The organism is Dyadobacter sp. CY312, from assembly GCF_021390535.1.
Classification (GTDB): domain Bacteria; phylum Bacteroidota; class Bacteroidia; order Cytophagales; family Spirosomataceae; genus Dyadobacter.
In genome coordinates this window covers 177,124-193,941 of record NZ_JAJUXG010000009.1, presented here as the reverse complement: position 1 = coordinate 193,941, position 16,818 = coordinate 177,124, and the positions used below count along the sequence as shown (strand labels likewise).

Sequence of the window (16,818 nt, the reverse complement as noted above, 5' to 3'; positions counted from 1 at the left end):
GGCATTTGTCAGTGTTTTCTTTTTCTTTTTCAAGATCTTATTTTTCTAGTTTCAGCTACTCAAAATTTGAAATTACGCTCCGACATAGGCTTAACAAAAGGAAACAGGTCGTTCGTGGTCTTTTTCAAAACCCCTGTCGGGATTCTGTTGCTTTTACTGGCAGGAGCGTTGCTTGGGGTAGTTACAGTAAAAGGCGGATTAGTAGCGGGTTTAATGATCCTGATTACTATGATCGGCATTCCTGTTGTGTATGGGATGGTGGCCTTTCCGGTATTTGGAATCTGCTGTTTGATGGCAATGGCTTTCGGGCTGTTTTTTATCATCCGTTTCGGTCCCAATTATCCGATGGGGACGGTTTTGGACGGCATGCAGTTCTTGTTGCTGCTCGGTTTTTTTATAGGACAAAAAAAATATCCCGACTGGTCTGTTTTTAAAGGTCCGGTTGCCACAATGTTGTTGATATGGATAGGCTACAACTTGCTGGAAGTGATCAATCCCTGGGCAGAATCGCGTCTGGCTTGGGTTTATACGGTACGGACAATTGCCGTCCTCACATTAATTTACTTCGTTTTTGCCAATCAGATACGTTCGGTACAATCGATTAGAATCGTCATGAAAATGTGGCTGTTCCTTTCATTTGTGGCGATGCTGTACGCTTACAAGCAAGAGTATATCGGTATTGCAGCCAATGAGCTGGCCGACATGCAAAGCGATCCTTTGTCAGTAAGCCTTATGTTTATCGACGGGCACTGGCGTAAATATTCTATTTTTTCTGATCCTGTCGAGTTTTCGTATAACATGGTGATAACCGCCCTGGTGTGCATGGCGCTCATCGCCGGTCCTTTGGGAAAAGGCAAAAAGATAGCTCTTGGAATTTTTTGTCTGCTCATGCTCAATGCCATGCTTTTTTCAGGAACGCGTGGCGCTTATGTTCTCGTACCGGCAACATTGGTGTTATTTGCGGTACTGCATTTTAGTAAACGCATCATGGTGTTTTCTGCCATAGCAGCATTTCTGATTATTGTGATGATCTTTATGCCGACGTCGAATCCTTCATTAGTTCGTTTTCAAAGCGCTTTCAGACCGTCGGAAGATGCTTCTTACAATGTTCGGAAACAAAATCAGAAACGGATTCAGCCATACATTTTGTCGCATCCAATGGGAGGCGGACTGGGAGCCACTGGGATGTGGGGCGTTCGTTTTGCGCCGCATTCATTTCTTGCCAATTTCCCACCGGATAGTGGTTACATGCGTGTAGCCGCGGAAATGGGCTGGATCGGATTGTTCATCTTTTGCTGCCTCATGTTCGTTGTCCTCAAATCGGGTATCGAAAATTTTTACAGGATACGAAATCCGGAGCTGAGGATGTATTGTTTAGCAATGACCCTCGTAATTTTCGCTCTTAATGTTGGCAACTTTCCACAGGAAGCCTTGGTACAATATCCCAATAATATCCTTTTTTATCTTGCAATTGCGATTATTCAAATCACCTACAAGTTGGACAAGGAAGATCGGAAAGGTAAAATTATCTAAGGTAATTATAATTGAATTTAAGATGTCTGTACAAATGCCGGAGACCGGTTAATATAGGATTATTGCTTTCCCGCCAGATATTCCTGCGTACCGTACTGGGCTCATCTTCCGAGTTTTTTTGTTCAAAAAGAGATGTGAACTCTTCGAAAAATAGTGATTTACCTTTTTTCTTAATGACCGACATCATCATCTCATATTCGGTTGCTTCCACCTTTATTCCTTCTCTGTATCTACCAAATTTCTGAAAAAAGGTCGTTCTTCTTAAATGCGGGTGATCGCTGTAAAAGTAGAATTTCTTATAGCCTGGATTCGTCAGTTTGAACTCCATTTCGGAGAATCCGTCTCCAACAGGTTTTAAATGCGGATATTTGAAATAAGCATAAAAGCGCACCATGTCCAGTTCCTGCCGCTCATTCATAAAGCTCAGAGCTCGTTGAAAATGAACCGGAAATATTTTTTCTGGAACAAAATCTTCCTGCACGTAAAGCGTGTAGTCCGTCTTTACAGCATCCTGCCCTTTGTTGATATTATTTCCAAGTCCTTTGTTAACTGGCGTGGTTACCAGTGTGAAACGGAATTTTTGGTTCAGGCTTTTAATGTAGCTGACATGCTCGGGTTTGCTGCCGTCATCGGATACTACGATGTCACCAAAATTGCAACCGAGCGCTGAAAAAGCCTCTAAAAGTCTTTCCAGAGATGTGCTTCTGTTATAGTGGGTGATAAGAAGTGTTACGTCAGGAAAATTGAACATGCCGGGTTATCGGGTAATGGAAATAAGAATTTTTTTAATCTTGCTGATCGCCTTTTTCATAATACGGACATTGCCTGAAATAGGTGTGTGATCCTTCCAGGGCGTTTGGCGTAGGTATTTATAGAACACTTCCTGATATTTTGGCAGACCATTATAGGTTTTGAAAAATGGTTTGATGTCGAGGTAATGTATCAAAAACGGATTTTCGGTATCGACGATGGCAAAGTTATTCCAGCGTTTATCGAGAGGCTGCCACTTGTTGGCAAGTACTACATTGAGCCCGTACTGATCAGGAAAGTTTACCGACTTCATATTGTCGTGAATACATTTGATCACTTTATTACTTATATCTGCGTTCTCCCATTTTTCCTGGTCCACCACCATCATTCCTGCGTTGAAATACAAGGTTTCCGGAGCAATCCCAAGTTCTTTGTAGTTTGGTATCCCGCCCCATTCGCTGCCTGCGGTTTCACACAGATCCTGTACACCGGCGATGATATTTCCTTTCAGATCCACATTCCATAGTTTCGAAATGTCTTCCAATACAATCATATCTACATCGAGGTAAATGTATTTTTTTGTTCCTTTTGGCAGTATATGCGGGGCAAACAGACGCAGGTAAGTTGTGATCGGGAAAGCCGATTTGTCATTTGGTATTGTCACATTTGCAGGTACGGCTTCATTCGTTTTGAACCAGAACATACGCACCATTTCGGCACTTGCAGAAGCACGGATCTTTTCCTGGTTCGCTTTTGAAATACCGTCATCGATTATATACAGGTCAATTTTTTCTCCCGACTTGTGATTGACTTCAATAGATTTGATCAGAGCTGCGATGAGTAGCGCGTAATGATTGTTACTTGCTACAACAATTTTAATGGTATCCTGTGAAGTCATAAGTTGAGTTGTTTCTGTGAAACCTGAGTAGTATTTTTTTGATTTGGGAACGCGACTGAAGATCAGGTAAATTCTCTAAAAATTCTTAACTGAACTTTTACCCTGTTCATGAAAGCTTTCAAGATGCTGCCGTCGTCCATAAGTCGCCTGGCCGATGTGAAAACCCTGGCTTTTGAGTCAGTAACCAGCGCTATACGTCCTCTTGTCAGCAGGTTTCTTGCCATACGCCCATCCTCGGAGTCGTTCACGAAATCGCTGCCAACCATGTTTGCATACTGGCGTTTGGTGATGGTTTTGAAGCCTCCCGTTTCCAGTCCGATTCTGGTAATTAATCCCATATTGAAGCCATACACGTTAAGATACTGGCGTTTGCGTTGTCGTATTCTGATTATGCCGGCTGTCAGAAGTTCATAAAACCAAAGCCCGAACCTTCCGTTTCCATTGGGTGGGATGAATGAATATCTGCCATGCACTCCTGTCACACCCTCGTTATTCCTCATAGGTGCAACCATCAGGTCAATCCATTTTGGTGGGTACACCGTGTCGGCATCCGCGCAAAGGTGATAGGTCCCTTTGGCTTTTTCCAAACCCATTTGTCTGGCATAATGAATGCCCTGATCCGGCTGGAAATAGCTGATTACACCAAGCTCATCCAGTACTTCCTGAGATTTGTCGGAGGAATTATTGTTGATGACGATGAGCTCAACTTTATAATCGGTGATGTTGGCAGATAGGGAAGAAAGTGTTCTGAATATGCTGTCCTGCTCGTTCCAAACCGGAATAACGATGGAGACCTCGGGGTCAGGATTCTTAAAAATACTGATCCGTTTCTTAATGGACTCTATTTCAGTGAAGCTAAGGTCTGTATAGTTTTTATGTTCATACAAATGAGACCTAACCCATTCAGGAAGACCAAAAAGAGACATATTTATTTAAAGGGGGTTGTTGAGTAAAATCGAGAAATCTGCATTTCTTCCCAAAGTTAAATTTTATTGGTAATAACAAGACAAAAAAATAGAAATATTGCTACAATTAGCATCTTTGGGTAATTTTGTGTGAAAATTAATTCTACTTTTGAATTTGTGACTTGGATTTACCTCTCGCACTTGCCGATTCCTCAGGGGATGGCTGCCGAGATGTGAAACCAAATACTCAACGACCTCTATATGTTAAATAAATTCCTGAGCCTGTTAATCAGAATCCGATACGGGCAGTTGCCTATTGACGTCAGATATTATTACCGGCACACATATAGATGTCAGCTCAGACAGTTGAAGTATCTTCTGAAAGATTACCTTTTCAAGCCTCGTTATAAAGAACTTTCATTCCAGGGTGAATTTGCTCCCGAATTACAATTTGCGCTTCCTTTTGCTTACTGGCACCACAAAAATGGAACGTTGAAAAGTACACGTTCTTCGAAGTACACCAGGGAAATGTATTTTTTCTCAGAAGACCATCAGGAAGATTTCCAGACGAGAACCAATGACGGGAACTACAATTTTGAAATGCCGCGAATCCTGTACAGCCAGAATTACGACATGGATAAATGGTTGCCTGTTCCTCTTAAAGCACAATACAGTAACGACATTTATACCTATGAAAAGCCCATTCTTATTATTGCAAACCGTTACAACATGGAGTGGGACGGTCCGCCTGTAAGTTTTTACAGCATCGAACTACTTGCATACATGCTGGGCAGGCTAAAAGATAAATTTACGATCATATACAACCGCCCCAGACCGCAGAATATCACAATGGACAACAGTGATATTTATGACATGGATGAGTTTGGCTGGTTGCAAAAGGAACACCCGGAAGTGATCCTGATGGAGGATTTATTTGCCGAGAACAAAGCGGGTGCACGAAATTTCAATCATTTACAGATGATGGTTTATGCCAACGCTTCCAGGTTTATTTCCATTCATGGCGGTACAGCTGCATTGGCCAGTTATTTCGGTGGTACAAACCTTATTCTTTCTAAAAAAGGACCAGAGCATCATTTTAAATGTTTTGAAAAGTTATACCCAAAGTTTTCTGGGGCAACCATTCTGCATGCAAAAACGGACGAAGAAGTGAAAGGCTATATCGGTACACACTTCGAATGATCCGGTACAGGCATGGAAACTAAAACAAAAAATAATTACTGGATAAAGTCGGGGTTCATTAATATACTTCAGAATTTCTCGGGTGTATTTTTTGGATTTGCTGGTTTCTACATTCTTGTTCGTGTACTGAGCAAGCAGGATTTTGGCGTCTGGACGCTCTTTATGTCAGCTACTACCATTCTGGAAGCAATCCGAAGCGGACTTATTCAGAATGCGCTGGTAAAATATTTGTCGGCTGCTGATAAGTCGGAGCACTCCGTCATCATTTCCGCATCCACGGCGATCAGTGCCGTTATTACGCTGGCGTGTATCGGAATTATTGTCGCTTTTGCTCCGTATCTGAGTACGATTTGGGAATCGCCGCAACTGATTAACTTATTGTACCTATATGTATTGGTTTTCACCTGTTCCGGTATACTCACACAATTCAATGCAGTAGAACAGGCAAATTTGAAATTCAACGGGATTTTCATAAACAACCTCATCCGCCAGTCCTCCTTTTTCGGGTTTGTGCTGGTTTGTTACCTGGTCGATTTTCAGGTGAAGCTGGTCTATTTGGTGTGGGTTCAATTGGTGAGTGTGGTGTTGAGTACAGTGGTGGCTTACGGTTTTGTAAAACACAATTTCAAACTAACTTTTTCCGTAAGTCGTCCATGGCTGACCAAACTTTTTGGTTATGGCAAGTATTCGTTCGGTACTTCAGTCAGCTCGCTTTTATCCGGAACGGTGGACCAGATGATGCTTGGCGCATTGCTTTCGCCGGCTGCATCGGGGGCTTTTAATATTGCTGTAAGAATTACGAATCTGATCGACATTCCAGGCAACGCGATCGCGGTGGTTGTTTTTCCGCAAAGTTCGCGTCGGATGGAGGAGGAGGGGAAAAGCGCCGTGAAATATTTGTACGAAAAATCGGTCGGTACTACGCTTGCGCTTGTGCTTCCCGGTGTGTTATTCCTGTATGCCTTCTCCGAATATGTGATCCATTTCATCGCAGGTGAAAAGTATGCCGACTCCATTCCATTGCTCCACGTTACGTTGCTCTATTGCCTGTTAATTCCATACGGCAGACAGTTCGGAACGATCCTGGACTCAATAGGAAAGACAAGGGTGACTTTTCTGGTTGTGGTCGGAACGACGGTCGTTAACCTGGGTCTCAACTATTTACTGATTGTGCAATACGGCGTAATGGGAGCAGCTTATGCAACATTGATCTCCAATGTGCTGGGTTTCATTGTAGCGCAGATCATCCTGAAAAAGGAAGTAGACGTGAGTTTGTGGAACACAATCATTTATATGTTTCGATTTTATCCTGAATTTCTGGAAAAATACATTTTACCGGTTTGGAACAGGAAAATGGGACGGGGCGATCATTCAAAAATATAATCGTGTATGGTAGGCGTAAAATTTAACGGACGGCTCGGGAATCAATTATTTCAGTACTTTTTTTTGCTTTATCTCAAATCGCGGGATAACCGTAAAACCTATTTTTTCCCTAATCCGCACCACGCCTATCTAAGCAAGTATTTCGAGCTGGGAAACTGGCATAACTTAACACTGAGCTCGAAGGTGTATTCTGTTTTTGCACGATCGGTACCACGCGTTTTTGGTTTTAAGGACATTTATATTCAAAATTTTTTCTCTCCAAAAGATCACGCACCTGCCAATTTTACAATCTACAACGGTTATTTCCAGTCTGATTTTTATGTAAAACAATTGCCCGAAAAGGTGTTGCCGAAGATCAAAAAGCAATATCTGGATCTTTTTGAGGTGCAGTTCGGTGAGGTTTTCAGGAATCACAAAACCATAGTGGTGCACATTCGCCGTACCGATTATCTGGCTTATGGGAAAAGAGATATTTCGCTGCCGATAGATTATTTCAAAAGACAGCTTCACTCAATCGAAAATCTGGATGGTTACCGGGTTTACTTTGTGAGTGACGATATGGAATTTGTAAAAAAAGAATTTCCACAAAGGGAGAATTTTATCTTTTCATCGAACTCTGAAATCATTGATTTTCAGCTGATCATGAATGCTGATGTAGCCATTATTTCCAACAGTACCTTCGCGTGGTGGGCGGCCTATCTTTGTCCTAAAAAGAATTTTGTGATTGCTCCCAAAAACTGGTTTGGTTTCCGGATCGGTCGCGAACACCCGAAGGGCATCATGACCGACCGTTTTACCTGGCGGGATGTTCTCACAACTCAGGATAGAGATTTGTAGAGATCAAGCGTTTTTTTAATTGATACATCCAGAGGGAAATCTCTTAATCGTGCCAGCCCTTTGGTTATGAGTTGTTTTCTCCTTTCAGTATTTCCAATAAAACGCTCAATTTGTGAGGTCATATCTTCTACGCTGTATGCCGAAAAATACGCTGCCGCATCGCTGGCAATTTCTTTGAAACAGGGTGTATCGCTTAGCAAAATAGGGCACTGGGCTTTGAAAGCCTCTAAAATGGGTAAGCCGAAACCTTCGTGCAGGGAGGGATAAACAAAGAGAGCCGAGTTCTGGTAAAGATAATTGAGTTGGGCATCTGTAACGTTGACGTGCTTTACACGCTGTGTTAACTTCAAGCGCATCAGCAATTCCTGATCTGCAACACCCAGACTTCCCCCACCTGTAAGTACAACGTTCAGATCCGGATACTTCTCAGATAGCACTTTAAAGGCGTCCATAAAAAGGTAAAAGTTTTTATATCCGCTGCGATCTCCTACATACAGGAGATAGTTTTCCGGAAGGTTTGGTACCGCGTCAAAAATCAGAGCAGTATCAGGTTCGATCCCATGATAAATGACAGAAATCCTGCTTTCATCCACGTCATGATATTTCAGGAGGTCACTTTTGGTTGTTTCCGAAATGGCAATAATTGCGTCAGCACGTTCAATATGAAGTCGTTTATGTTTGGTAAGCGGATCTTGCGCCCAAAAATACTCCGGTAGCTTTTCATACGTCATATCGTGTATGGTAGTCACCAGCGGCTTTTTAAGTGTGTCAAGAAAGTATGGGTCGTAGTAGGTAGGATGGAAGATGTCGAAATTATTTTGTTTCACGAGGCGGTTGGAATACTTTTCATTCACCTTGTAGAGTCTCCTTGCAATACGATCCGATTTAAGGATTCGTCCGAGATAGCTGTGCGCAGCAGACGGCTCAGGATTCAGGTAATGATTTTGAGAATAGACTAATCCAACCTCACAGGAAAAGCCTCTTGTATTATTAATTTGTTGAATAATGTTGGCAAAATAGCGGCTTATGCCTCCGTACCGTTGTGTGGTGAATTTCTGATGATCGAATAGTATCTTCATTGTTAGGCTATTGTTGCCAGCGTTGAGTAGTTGGGAAACAGGGTTTTTTCTTAAATAACGGTGAATAATTCAGTCGGTGGCACATGCATCGTTACAATCATAAAAATAAATTTTGATCTTTACATCATTGTAAAACTCCTATATTTCGTGTCGAGTTAATTTGATAGTAAATATAGGAATTATAACCTGACCTGCATTGTACTCAGTGCCGGGCGGTACATGTTTGAAATAACAAAGAATGAAACTCAACGGACATAAAATCATAATTTTTGGCTTGCCCCGAATGGATTCGGAAATTGAATCTACCAACTACACCACAGCCAGGCTGCTTGCCAAAACCAACCGGGTTTATTATGTAGAGAATCCATATACGCTCAAAGATTATTTTCGGTTAAGGAATTCGAAACAGGGGCAGCGGCGCAAAGGTTATTTTTCTCTTTTCAATACCAGTTTGATTGATACTGATGTTCCCGGATTGTCTGTCATAATTCCGCCGGTGCTTCTTTCCATTAACTTTTTGCCGGAAGGTTTTTTGTTTAGAATGGCATTGGAAATCAACGAGTTTATCCTCGCTTTTAAACTTAAACGTTTCCAGAAAAAGTATGCGATAAACGATTTTATCTTCATCAATTCTTTTAATTTTCATTATCCTGGCCTGGCTTCTTACCTCAAACCTGCGCTGGAAGTGTATCACTGTCTGGACCCGCTGGTAGTTGCATTCGACAAAAAACATGGATTGTTGTCTGAAAAAAAGATCATCATCCGAAGTGACGTTGTGATTTGCAGCAGCAGAAAATTGTATCATGACAAAGTGGTGCTGAACAGCGCGAGCCATTTTGTGCCCAATGCTGCCGACGTTACGCACAGCAGTAAAGTACTGGATCCGCAGTTGCAGGTAAGCCATTTGCTGGCAGATCTGCCTCGTCCGGTTATTGGCTATTTTGGCGCCATTGAGCGCCGAATTGACTACGATCTGCTGGGTGAAGTATCCAGGAATAATTCCGATAAAACCTTCGTTTTGGTAGGTCCGATAACGTCTGAATTTGTACCTGCCTGGTTTACCGCCCTTCCGAATGTGAAAATGACAGGAGCCGTTCCTTACACGGAAATGCCAGCTGTTGTGAAGGGATTTGACGTTGCATTGATCCCATTCAGAAAGGATGAAGTAAGCCGAACCATTTTCCCTCTCAAATTATTTGAGTATCTGGGCGCCGGCAAACCCGTAGTTTGTACCGATTTTAATCCCGATCTGGCGGAGTTTACAGGTGAAACAGTACCGTTTTGCAGTACAGCTGAATCTTTTTCCAAGGCTATTGCAGTTGCATTGAGCAGCAATGGTGAGCACGATGTGGCTGAAAGATTGCAGATTGCAGCTGCAAATACATGGGAGAGAAGAGTGGATGAAATTGCAGATATTATATATGAGGAATTGATCAGGTCAACTGGAAAATACCTCGACTAAGCTGTATTCAAAACACAATTCTGTTACGGCGCGTCTATACCACTGTACTCGGTTTTACTCTTTTTTGTGCTTTGTATTGAAATCGCATTTCGACGTGCTGGTAAGTCCAGGCGGAAACGAAGTAAATGATGGCAAAATTCAGAATGAAAAAATAGGAGTAGGAGCTGGTAGGGAACTTTAGTATTCTGATAAACAAGATGTTAAATAAGCTTATCAACAGGGCATGAGTCATGTAAATGGAATAGGAATACATGCCTAGTTTGTGAAGCAGAAAGACCTTTTTCAAAGCCGCTGAAATGAATCCTTTCTCAAATGAAAAAGTGTAGATACAGATAAAGAACAGGACGTCAAAAATTGCTCCCCAAGGTTTCATGACTTCGCCGTTGTAGATGAGTAAACTGATCAGAACCAGGGTCGATAACTCGGCTGTTGAAAAAAAATGACTGGAATATTTACTAATGCTGGAATTGGACCTGGCAAATAAATTGAAACAGATTACTCCGGAAAAGAAACCCAGAATACCGCGTAAAAACCCGTAGTCGAAGCTATAATTGATTTTGAATGTGAATGAGATCAGGTAAAGCCCTGTGAGAGAAATGAGGATGAGTAGCAGATACACTAGGTTTCTCTGTGTGTACAGTCTTGATTTATAAATGTAGAGCACCGCGGTTCCAAACACGACATAGGCAATAAGTTCCGCACTGATTGACCAGCTGACAATGTTCCAGCTCACATCGTTTACACCCGGAATGGGAGTGGAGTTTAACAGGAAAAGTGATGAGAAAAATGAAATGACGTTGTTGGCCGGGTTATCAAGATTATTTACTTTAATGTACGGATTCAGCACTTTTTTACCCAGCTCCACTACTGCGAACAAAAACAGCATTAAAAGATGCAGCGGATATATTCGGTAAATTCTTTTTATCAGGAAAAGCTTCAATTCCTCTCCCGTTGCAATGTTTTGATACCTGTAGGCCATCACAAATCCGCTTAAAACAAAGAAGAAATCGACGAACATATCGGCGTTTTTTGTGAAGTTGTTGCTTATAAAAGAGTTGTCTGCAAATGGTGCGAGGTGGAATAAAAAAACAAATGCTGCAAACAGCCCTCTGAAAATGTCAAGGACTTCAAAGCGATGCTTCATGAGGTAATTTACGTTGAGAGTTGGATTTTTGCCTGATTCCCTATTGAAGTTCCTGAATTCGAATACTTTCAGTAGATTTTTGTTAAAGCTATATCAATATTGTTAAAATAGTTCTACAAGCTGATCGGTTTTTATCTTGAATTGGTGCGGATTTCTTGCAATTAGTCTAAGGCTGCGTAGCTTTGCATTTCAAAAAGTAGCGGATGTTAAGCTGAGCTATCACTGATTACGATTAAACAATGCTTCATTGACAGCATCCGATTCCACGCAAGACCCTTGCTTCAATCCTTTCGGAAATTTGTGTGAGGGGATATCTCTGCCAGAAAAATTCACTTTTCCATTCGACTACACACCACATTCGTTAAGTCTTCTGGCGTCAGAAATGCTTCGGGTACATCTTGGAACACAATCTGCGTGGCAGCACAATTTCGGATTGGGGACTGGTGATGGTACCGTCATTGGTAAGATGTTCGGAGTGCTGGTTGTAATTACGGATGATGGAGATTTGGGATATCTGGCTGCATTTTCGGGGAAACTGGCTGGCGGAAATTTTCATGCCGGTTTCGTTCCGCCACTGTTTGATGGTATGGAAAACGGTGGTTTCCTCAATGCCGGCATGGAATCGTTAGCACAATTGAGCACTGAAATAAGTGACTTGCAGGCGGCTGGGGAAGAAGATAACCGTGAAGATATTGACATTTTGAAACGTCGCAGGAAAAACCATTCGGTCGCATTGCAGAACCAGATCTTTGATCAGTATCACTTTTTAAATCAGGATGGTGAGGAAAAGAGCTTGCGCGATATTTTTGAAGGTGCTTTGTATAAAAATCCGCCAGCCGGGGCCGGCGAATGCGCCGCTCCCAAATTACTTCAATACGCTTTCCAACATAAAATGAAACCCGTTGCTATGGCGGAGTTTTGGTGGGGTGCTTCTCCAAAATCGGCACATTGGAAACATGGAGAATTTTATCCTTCGTGTCAGGAAAAATGTGCACCGATTCTGGCTCACATGCTCACCGGGATCGAAATGGATAATAAACCTGTCTGCCATACCGGGGAAATTTCGGTTCGTTAGGGAAATTTGCCAAAAAAATCGCCTGCCAGGAGGTTATACAATTTTTGTTGAATGATTATTACTAAATTTGAAGTAATTCTACGAGCAACGCATGGACCAGCTTTCGTGCGGTGTTTATACTACTCAACGGTACCTAATCATTCTTGATGAAGCTTGTCTCCATAGTCACTGTTAATTTCAATCAGCCGGTTGTGACTGAGCAGTTGCTCAAATCCTTAATTGAGATAAATACCTATGAGGCCATCGAAATTGTTGTAGTAGACAATGGAAGCAGTGAAAATCCTGTGGGTAGTTGGTCACTGCTTTTTCCAACCGTGCAATTTGTGAGGTCAGAAGTTAATCTGGGCTTTGCGGCAGGGAATAACCTGGGCATTGAATACACAAATGGAGATTACATTTTCCTGATTAACAATGACACGGAGGTTACCGCGACGCTCATTTCTCAGCTGGTGCAGAGCATGGATGCGAACCCCGGAATTGGCATTATATCTCCTAAAATCCATTACTACGATCATCCGCTGACCTTGCAGTATGCCGGGTATTCCAACATGAATTATTACCTGGCCCGTAACCATTGTATCGGTCAGTTTGATTTGGATGATGGTCAGTTTGATGCTCTGAGTGGCGTTACAGGTTATGCCCACGGAGCTGCCATGATGATCAGAAGGGAAGTGATAGCCAGTGCCGGTCTGATGGCAGAAAATTACTTTTTGTATTATGAAGAGCTCGATTGGTGCGAACAGATAAAGCGGGCCGGATATGAGGTTCACACCAATTTAGAAGCACTCATCTATCACAAAGAGTCGGTGTCTGTGGGCAAACGATCTGCGTTGAAGGAGTATTTCATGACAAGAAACAGGATTTTGTTTATCCGTAAAAATGCCTCCGCATTTCAATTCTTCTGTTTTTGTTGTTATTTCTCAGTAGCTGTAATCCCCCGAAATCTTACTCTCTATCTCAAAAACAAAGAATTTAGCTTCATTCCAGTGTTTTTTAGTGCCATAGGCTGGCATTTTAGAAACCAGGTCGGGAGTGAAAATCTGGGTTATCCGGTAAAACGTTAAACTATGAAAGTTCTCTTTTGGCTAAGTCTGTTCATCGTTTTCTACACCTTTGTAGGTTATGGAATTCTACTTTATTGTCTTGTCAGAATCCGAAGGGTTGTAAAAGGGGAACGCCGGCTACCTCAACCGCGTCAGTATTATCCAACACTGACGCTGATCGTGGCTGCGTATAATGAGGAGAGTTTAATAGAAGAGAAAATCCGTAACACGTTGGCGCTTCAATATCAGGCAGATAAATTGAATATATTGTTTGTTACAGACGGATCCTCCGACAGAACTGCTGACATCGTAAAAACCTTTGACGGGATTAAATTGTTGCATTCGGATGAACGTCGTGGAAAGATACATGCGATTCACAGGGCCATGGATGTCGTGGATTCTGAGATTGTGGTATACACTGACGCGAACACCTTCCTGAATGCGGAAGCGCTTTTATACATAGCGCGACATTACGCAGATCCTGAGGTAGGAGCAGTATCCGGTGAAAAAAGGGTGATGCAGGATCAGTTGGCGGACGCGACCGCCGGGGAGGGATTTTACTGGAAGTACGAATCTGCTTTAAAAAAATGGGATTCAGAATTGTACTCTGTTGTGGGTGCTGCCGGAGAACTGTTTAGCGTGCGGCGTTCTTTGTACAGACATGTTGAAGCAGATACCATACTGGACGACTTTATGATTTCTATGCTCATTGCGGATCAGGGATACAGGATCATATATGAGCCGGATGCCTACGCTTCTGAATTGGCATCCGATAATGTGAAGGAGGAGTTGAAGCGGAAAATACGTATCGCGGCGGGAGGTATCCAGTCTATTGTTCGTTTGAAATCACTGCTTAATCCTTTCAAAAACCCTATACTTTCTTATCAGTACATCAGTCACCGTGTGCTGAGGTGGACCATAACACCTTTTTTACTGATCCTGGCGGTCGTGCTGAACGTTATAATTTACTTTTTGTTTCAGGAGACTTTATATCTAATTCTGCTATTGGCCCAATGCCTTTTCTACCTGATGGCCCTGGCTGGCTGGTTTCTCGAAAAACGCAGGATAAAGGTTAAAGCGTTATTTGTGCCTTACTACTTTTGCATGATGAACTACGCAGTTTTAGCTGGTCTTGCTCGTTATTTAAACGGAAATCAGAGTGCTGTCTGGGAGAAGGCAAAAAGAAAGAGCGCCTGATTGGGACGCTCTTAATATCTTTTGGAATTACTATTCTATAACGCTGCGAGGCGGCTCGACTCACTTTCTATGATGGGAATTAAAGGAAGAAGTTCATCTGAAATATGCTGATAGGTGACTATAAGTTTTGAAACTTCTACGCCTTCCTTAATTGCTGTTTCAAGTTTCTCCACCTTAGGTCTTATTGCAGTGAGACCTGCCATGGTAAAGGACGGCTTTAAGCCATGCACAATGCTCGCGGATTCCTCATAATTTCCCTCTTCCAAAGCTGTTTTCAAGGAATGCCACCGGGGCATGGAGTCGCTTAGAAAAGCATCAAAAATCAGGTGGATTATGGAAGAATCTTCTCCATAAACCTGGTTTAAATACTTTATATCCAGTGCAGGATTAATTTGAAGGTCCATAAGTTATGGTGTCGCTGATTTCGGGATTGTTTTAATTTTGTACAAAGTAAACAAATCCTTTCATTATCCTCAATAGAATATATTCTATTGAGGATGCGAGTTAGCTTATGGCTATTTTATAGTGTCTTTAACCGATTCGTTTACAGCGGATTCAGTAGCTGGTGACTGCTTTGCGTCTTCTTTGGCTTTCTTTTTGAAATACCTGCGGAACAAGAAGTTTGAACGGAGCGCTTCCATATTTTCATCAAGCTTTTCAGTGCTTGACTCTAAATTTTGCAGTGTTCCTTTAAGGTTAGACGCAGTTTTTTCGTCATGCAATAACACGCCCAATGGACTTGTTTTATTAGAATTGAGAGATTCGGTGGTTGTTTTGAGATTATTCACCATGACGTTCGCGGATGATACCGTTTCGTTAAGCCGGCCTACGGTTGCACGTATATCTCGCATAATAACTGTGTCGGTAGCGAAGTCGTTTGCCAGTCCTCCTTTTTCGTTCAACTTAGCCGTGAAACCAGAAAGTGAGGCGGTCATCACCTGGGCGTTTACAGATGCTTTTTTTAGTGCTGCAAGCGTTTGGTCAACGTCGTTATAAAGCCTCTCGTCGTTAAGAAGCATACCTACTGTACCTTTTCCTTCGAGGATATTTTTGCTTATGGTTTTGAAAGCACTCGTTATCCCTAAAAGGTTCTTATTGTTTTCCGATAATACAGCAAGCATTTCTTCTGTGCTTTCGATTTTTTCTACGGCAAGCTGATCTCCGTCTTCAATAGCTGGTACTTTTTGAGTGCCGCCATAAATAACGATGATTTTATTTCCGATAAGTCCGTCTGTACTGATTTTTGCTTTTGCATTTTTACGTACAAATTCCTGCGATTTTTCTTCGATATTCAGCATTACTTCCACCTGCTCATTGTCCAGAAAGCGGATTTTTTTCACCGTGCCGATTTTTACACCGGAATACCACACATTGTTACCCGGTTTCAGCCCGTTCACATCGTGAAAGATGCTTTTGACCGAAATACTGGTTGCAAATACTTTTTTCATACTTCCAATGGTAAGTATACCCACTACGAAAATGAGTATCCCGACCACTACAAATAGGCCTACGGTTATAGAGCGTTTTCTGGTTGATGTTTCCATTACTATTTTATAAAATTATAATCGTAAAAACTTTTAATTCTGTCGTCCTGCGTCTCAAATACCTCTTCAAACGTTCCCTGCTCAGTAAAGTGGCCATCCAGAAGCATGGCAATTCTGTCACCTGTTTGTCTGGCGCAGGTAAGGTCGTGGGTGATGATAATGGCACTTGTGTGGTATTTTTCCTGAACTTCATTGATCAGCTCATTGATCTCAATGCAGGTAATAGGATCAAGACCCGCTGTTGGTTCATCATAAAGCATAATCTCTGGTTCAAGAATGAGCGTTCTTGCAATACCAATCCGCTTACGCTGCCCGCCCGATAGCTCGGATGGCGCCTGGTTAATGGTCTGAAGTAAACCAACAGCGTCGAGAACGGATTCTACTTTCTCGTTTATTTCCGCCTTCGTAAGGCCGGGTACGTTTCTGACCAGTGGGAATTCAAGGTTTTCTCTCACCGTCATACTATCATACAAAGCACTGTTCTGAAAGGAAAAACCGATTTTGAGACGTAAGTCGCGTAATTCCTTTTCGTTGAGCTGCGAAACTTCCTGACCCAGCACAAGTGCCGAACCGCGATCCTGTCTGAGCAAGCCAACCAGAATTTTGATCAATACGGATTTACCTGTTCCTGAACGCCCAAGTACCACTACATTTTCTCCTTTGTTTACTTCCAGATTCACACCTTGTAGTACGTGCAAGTCGCCAAACGATTTATATAAATCTTTGATGGAAATAACCGGGGAAGTATTTTCTATGGTTTCTGCCATC

At 42.2% G+C, this 16,818-nt stretch carries 16 protein-coding genes; 8 read left to right on the top strand and 8 right to left on the bottom strand.

Translation table 11 applies throughout. From position 1 onward, the window contains the following. Positions 1-66 precede the first annotated feature (66 nt). Complete coding sequence (locus LZG71_RS13910; protein WP_233821259.1) at positions 67-1,533, top strand: O-antigen ligase; 1,467 nt, start codon at positions 67-69, stop codon at positions 1,531-1,533. On the opposite strand, the gene LZG71_RS13905 is transcribed toward LZG71_RS13910, so the two are convergent. The 3 genes from LZG71_RS13905 to LZG71_RS13895 form a co-directional block, all read right to left on the bottom strand. Next, positions 1,526-2,284, bottom strand: a complete 759-nt coding sequence (locus tag LZG71_RS13905; protein ID WP_233821258.1) for a glycosyltransferase — start codon at positions 2,282-2,284, stop codon at positions 1,526-1,528. The two genes, LZG71_RS13910 and LZG71_RS13905, sit on opposite strands and share 8 nt — an antisense overlap. A gap of 6 nt (positions 2,285-2,290) precedes the next feature. Beyond that, on the bottom strand, positions 2,291-3,181 hold the full coding sequence (locus LZG71_RS13900) for a glycosyltransferase family 8 protein (RefSeq protein WP_233821257.1): 891 nt from the start codon (positions 3,179-3,181) through the stop codon (positions 2,291-2,293). A 62-nt stretch (positions 3,182-3,243) separates the two neighbouring features. Further along, positions 3,244-4,107 carry a glycosyltransferase family A protein gene (locus tag LZG71_RS13895; RefSeq protein WP_233821256.1) on the bottom strand — a complete coding sequence of 288 codons (864 nt, stop codon included), beginning with the start codon at positions 4,105-4,107 and terminating at the stop codon, positions 3,244-3,246. 240 nt (positions 4,108-4,347) lie between these two features. Here LZG71_RS13895 and LZG71_RS13890 point away from each other — a divergent pair, with 240 nt between their 5' ends. From LZG71_RS13890 to LZG71_RS13880, 3 genes are read left to right on the top strand one after another with little or no spacing between them, the layout of a single operon-like run. Next, entirely contained in the window at positions 4,348-5,286 is a 939-nt protein-coding gene (locus LZG71_RS13890; protein WP_233821255.1) for a hypothetical protein, read from the top strand. 12 nt (positions 5,287-5,298) lie between these two features. Further along, the gene (locus LZG71_RS13885; protein WP_233821254.1) at positions 5,299-6,669 is read left to right on the top strand and encodes a flippase; all 1,371 of its coding nucleotides are present in this window, start codon (positions 5,299-5,301) and stop codon (positions 6,667-6,669) included. 6 nt (positions 6,670-6,675) lie between these two features. Continuing rightward, positions 6,676-7,506 carry an alpha-1,2-fucosyltransferase gene (locus LZG71_RS13880; protein ID WP_233821253.1) on the top strand — a complete coding sequence of 277 codons (831 nt, stop codon included), beginning with the start codon at positions 6,676-6,678 and terminating at the stop codon, positions 7,504-7,506. Here LZG71_RS13880 and LZG71_RS13875 read toward each other — a convergent pair. Further along, the gene (locus tag LZG71_RS13875; protein ID WP_233821252.1) at positions 7,488-8,585 is read right to left on the bottom strand and encodes a glycosyltransferase family 1 protein; all 1,098 of its coding nucleotides are present in this window, start codon (positions 8,583-8,585) and stop codon (positions 7,488-7,490) included. The genes LZG71_RS13880 and LZG71_RS13875 overlap by 19 nt on opposite strands. A gap of 238 nt (positions 8,586-8,823) precedes the next feature. Between LZG71_RS13875 and LZG71_RS13870 the strand changes: the two genes are divergently transcribed. After that, positions 8,824-10,047 carry a glycosyltransferase gene (locus LZG71_RS13870; RefSeq protein ID WP_233821251.1) on the top strand — a complete coding sequence of 408 codons (1,224 nt, stop codon included), beginning with the start codon at positions 8,824-8,826 and terminating at the stop codon, positions 10,045-10,047. 34 nt (positions 10,048-10,081) lie between these two features. Here the strand turns inward: LZG71_RS13870 and LZG71_RS13865 are convergent, their stop codons facing one another. Then, positions 10,082-11,191, bottom strand: a complete 1,110-nt coding sequence (locus tag LZG71_RS13865) for an acyltransferase (protein ID WP_233821250.1) — start codon at positions 11,189-11,191, stop codon at positions 10,082-10,084. Positions 11,192-11,438: 247 nt separating this feature from the next. Between LZG71_RS13865 and LZG71_RS13860 the strand changes: the two genes are divergently transcribed. The 3 genes from LZG71_RS13860 to LZG71_RS13850 all read left to right on the top strand — a co-directional run bounded on the left by LZG71_RS13860 (position 11,439) and on the right by LZG71_RS13850 (position 14,506). Continuing rightward, on the top strand, positions 11,439-12,266 hold the full coding sequence (locus tag LZG71_RS13860; RefSeq protein ID WP_233821248.1) for a pseudouridylate synthase: 828 nt from the start codon (positions 11,439-11,441) through the stop codon (positions 12,264-12,266). 146 nt (positions 12,267-12,412) lie between these two features. Further along, the gene (locus tag LZG71_RS13855; RefSeq protein ID WP_233821246.1) at positions 12,413-13,330 is read left to right on the top strand and encodes a glycosyltransferase family 2 protein; all 918 of its coding nucleotides are present in this window, start codon (positions 12,413-12,415) and stop codon (positions 13,328-13,330) included. 3 nt (positions 13,331-13,333) lie between these two features. Further along, positions 13,334-14,506, top strand: a complete 1,173-nt coding sequence (locus tag LZG71_RS13850; RefSeq protein ID WP_233821244.1) for a glycosyltransferase family 2 protein — start codon at positions 13,334-13,336, stop codon at positions 14,504-14,506. A gap of 35 nt (positions 14,507-14,541) precedes the next feature. Here the strand turns inward: LZG71_RS13850 and LZG71_RS13845 are convergent, their stop codons facing one another. The 3 genes from LZG71_RS13845 to LZG71_RS13835 form a co-directional block, all read right to left on the bottom strand. Continuing rightward, the gene (locus tag LZG71_RS13845; protein ID WP_233821243.1) at positions 14,542-14,910 is read right to left on the bottom strand and encodes an Hpt domain-containing protein; all 369 of its coding nucleotides are present in this window, start codon (positions 14,908-14,910) and stop codon (positions 14,542-14,544) included. Between the two features lie 111 nt (positions 14,911-15,021). Further along, positions 15,022-16,050 (bottom strand): MlaD family protein, encoded by a 1,029-nt coding sequence (locus LZG71_RS13840; RefSeq protein WP_233821242.1) that lies wholly within the window; start codon positions 16,048-16,050, stop codon positions 15,022-15,024. 2 nt (positions 16,051-16,052) lie between these two features. Beyond that, positions 16,053-16,817: an ABC transporter ATP-binding protein gene (locus LZG71_RS13835; RefSeq protein WP_233821241.1), complete on the bottom strand. Its 765-nt coding sequence runs from the start codon at positions 16,815-16,817 to the stop codon at positions 16,053-16,055. Between the last annotated feature and the right edge of the window lies 1 nt (position 16,818).

Excerpts from the sequence above, each read along its gene's own strand:
- LZG71_RS13900 (WP_233821257.1), bottom strand. The coding sequence starts at position 3,181 with ATGACTTCACAGGATACCATTAAAATTGTTGTAGCAAGTAACAATCAT.
- LZG71_RS13840 (WP_233821242.1), bottom strand. The coding sequence starts at position 16,050 with ATGGAAACATCAACCAGAAAACGCTCTATAACCGTAGGCCTATTTGTA.
- LZG71_RS13890 (WP_233821255.1), top strand. The coding sequence starts at position 4,348 with ATGTTAAATAAATTCCTGAGCCTGTTAATCAGAATCCGATACGGGCAG.
- LZG71_RS13905 (WP_233821258.1), bottom strand. The coding sequence starts at position 2,284 with ATGTTCAATTTTCCTGACGTAACACTTCTTATCACCCACTATAACAGA.
- LZG71_RS13835 (WP_233821241.1), bottom strand. The coding sequence starts at position 16,817 with ATGGCAGAAACCATAGAAAATACTTCCCCGGTTATTTCCATCAAAGAT.
- LZG71_RS13895 (WP_233821256.1), bottom strand. The coding sequence starts at position 4,107 with ATGTCTCTTTTTGGTCTTCCTGAATGGGTTAGGTCTCATTTGTATGAA.
- LZG71_RS13880 (WP_233821253.1), top strand. The coding sequence starts at position 6,676 with ATGGTAGGCGTAAAATTTAACGGACGGCTCGGGAATCAATTATTTCAG.
- LZG71_RS13855 (WP_233821246.1), top strand. The coding sequence starts at position 12,413 with ATGAAGCTTGTCTCCATAGTCACTGTTAATTTCAATCAGCCGGTTGTG.
- LZG71_RS13865 (WP_233821250.1), bottom strand. The coding sequence starts at position 11,191 with ATGAAGCATCGCTTTGAAGTCCTTGACATTTTCAGAGGGCTGTTTGCA.
- LZG71_RS13885 (WP_233821254.1), top strand. The coding sequence starts at position 5,299 with ATGGAAACTAAAACAAAAAATAATTACTGGATAAAGTCGGGGTTCATT.
- LZG71_RS13850 (WP_233821244.1), top strand. The coding sequence starts at position 13,334 with ATGAAAGTTCTCTTTTGGCTAAGTCTGTTCATCGTTTTCTACACCTTT.
- LZG71_RS13870 (WP_233821251.1), top strand. The coding sequence starts at position 8,824 with ATGAAACTCAACGGACATAAAATCATAATTTTTGGCTTGCCCCGAATG.
- LZG71_RS13845 (WP_233821243.1), bottom strand. The coding sequence starts at position 14,910 with ATGGACCTTCAAATTAATCCTGCACTGGATATAAAGTATTTAAACCAG.
- LZG71_RS13875 (WP_233821252.1), bottom strand. The coding sequence starts at position 8,585 with ATGAAGATACTATTCGATCATCAGAAATTCACCACACAACGGTACGGA.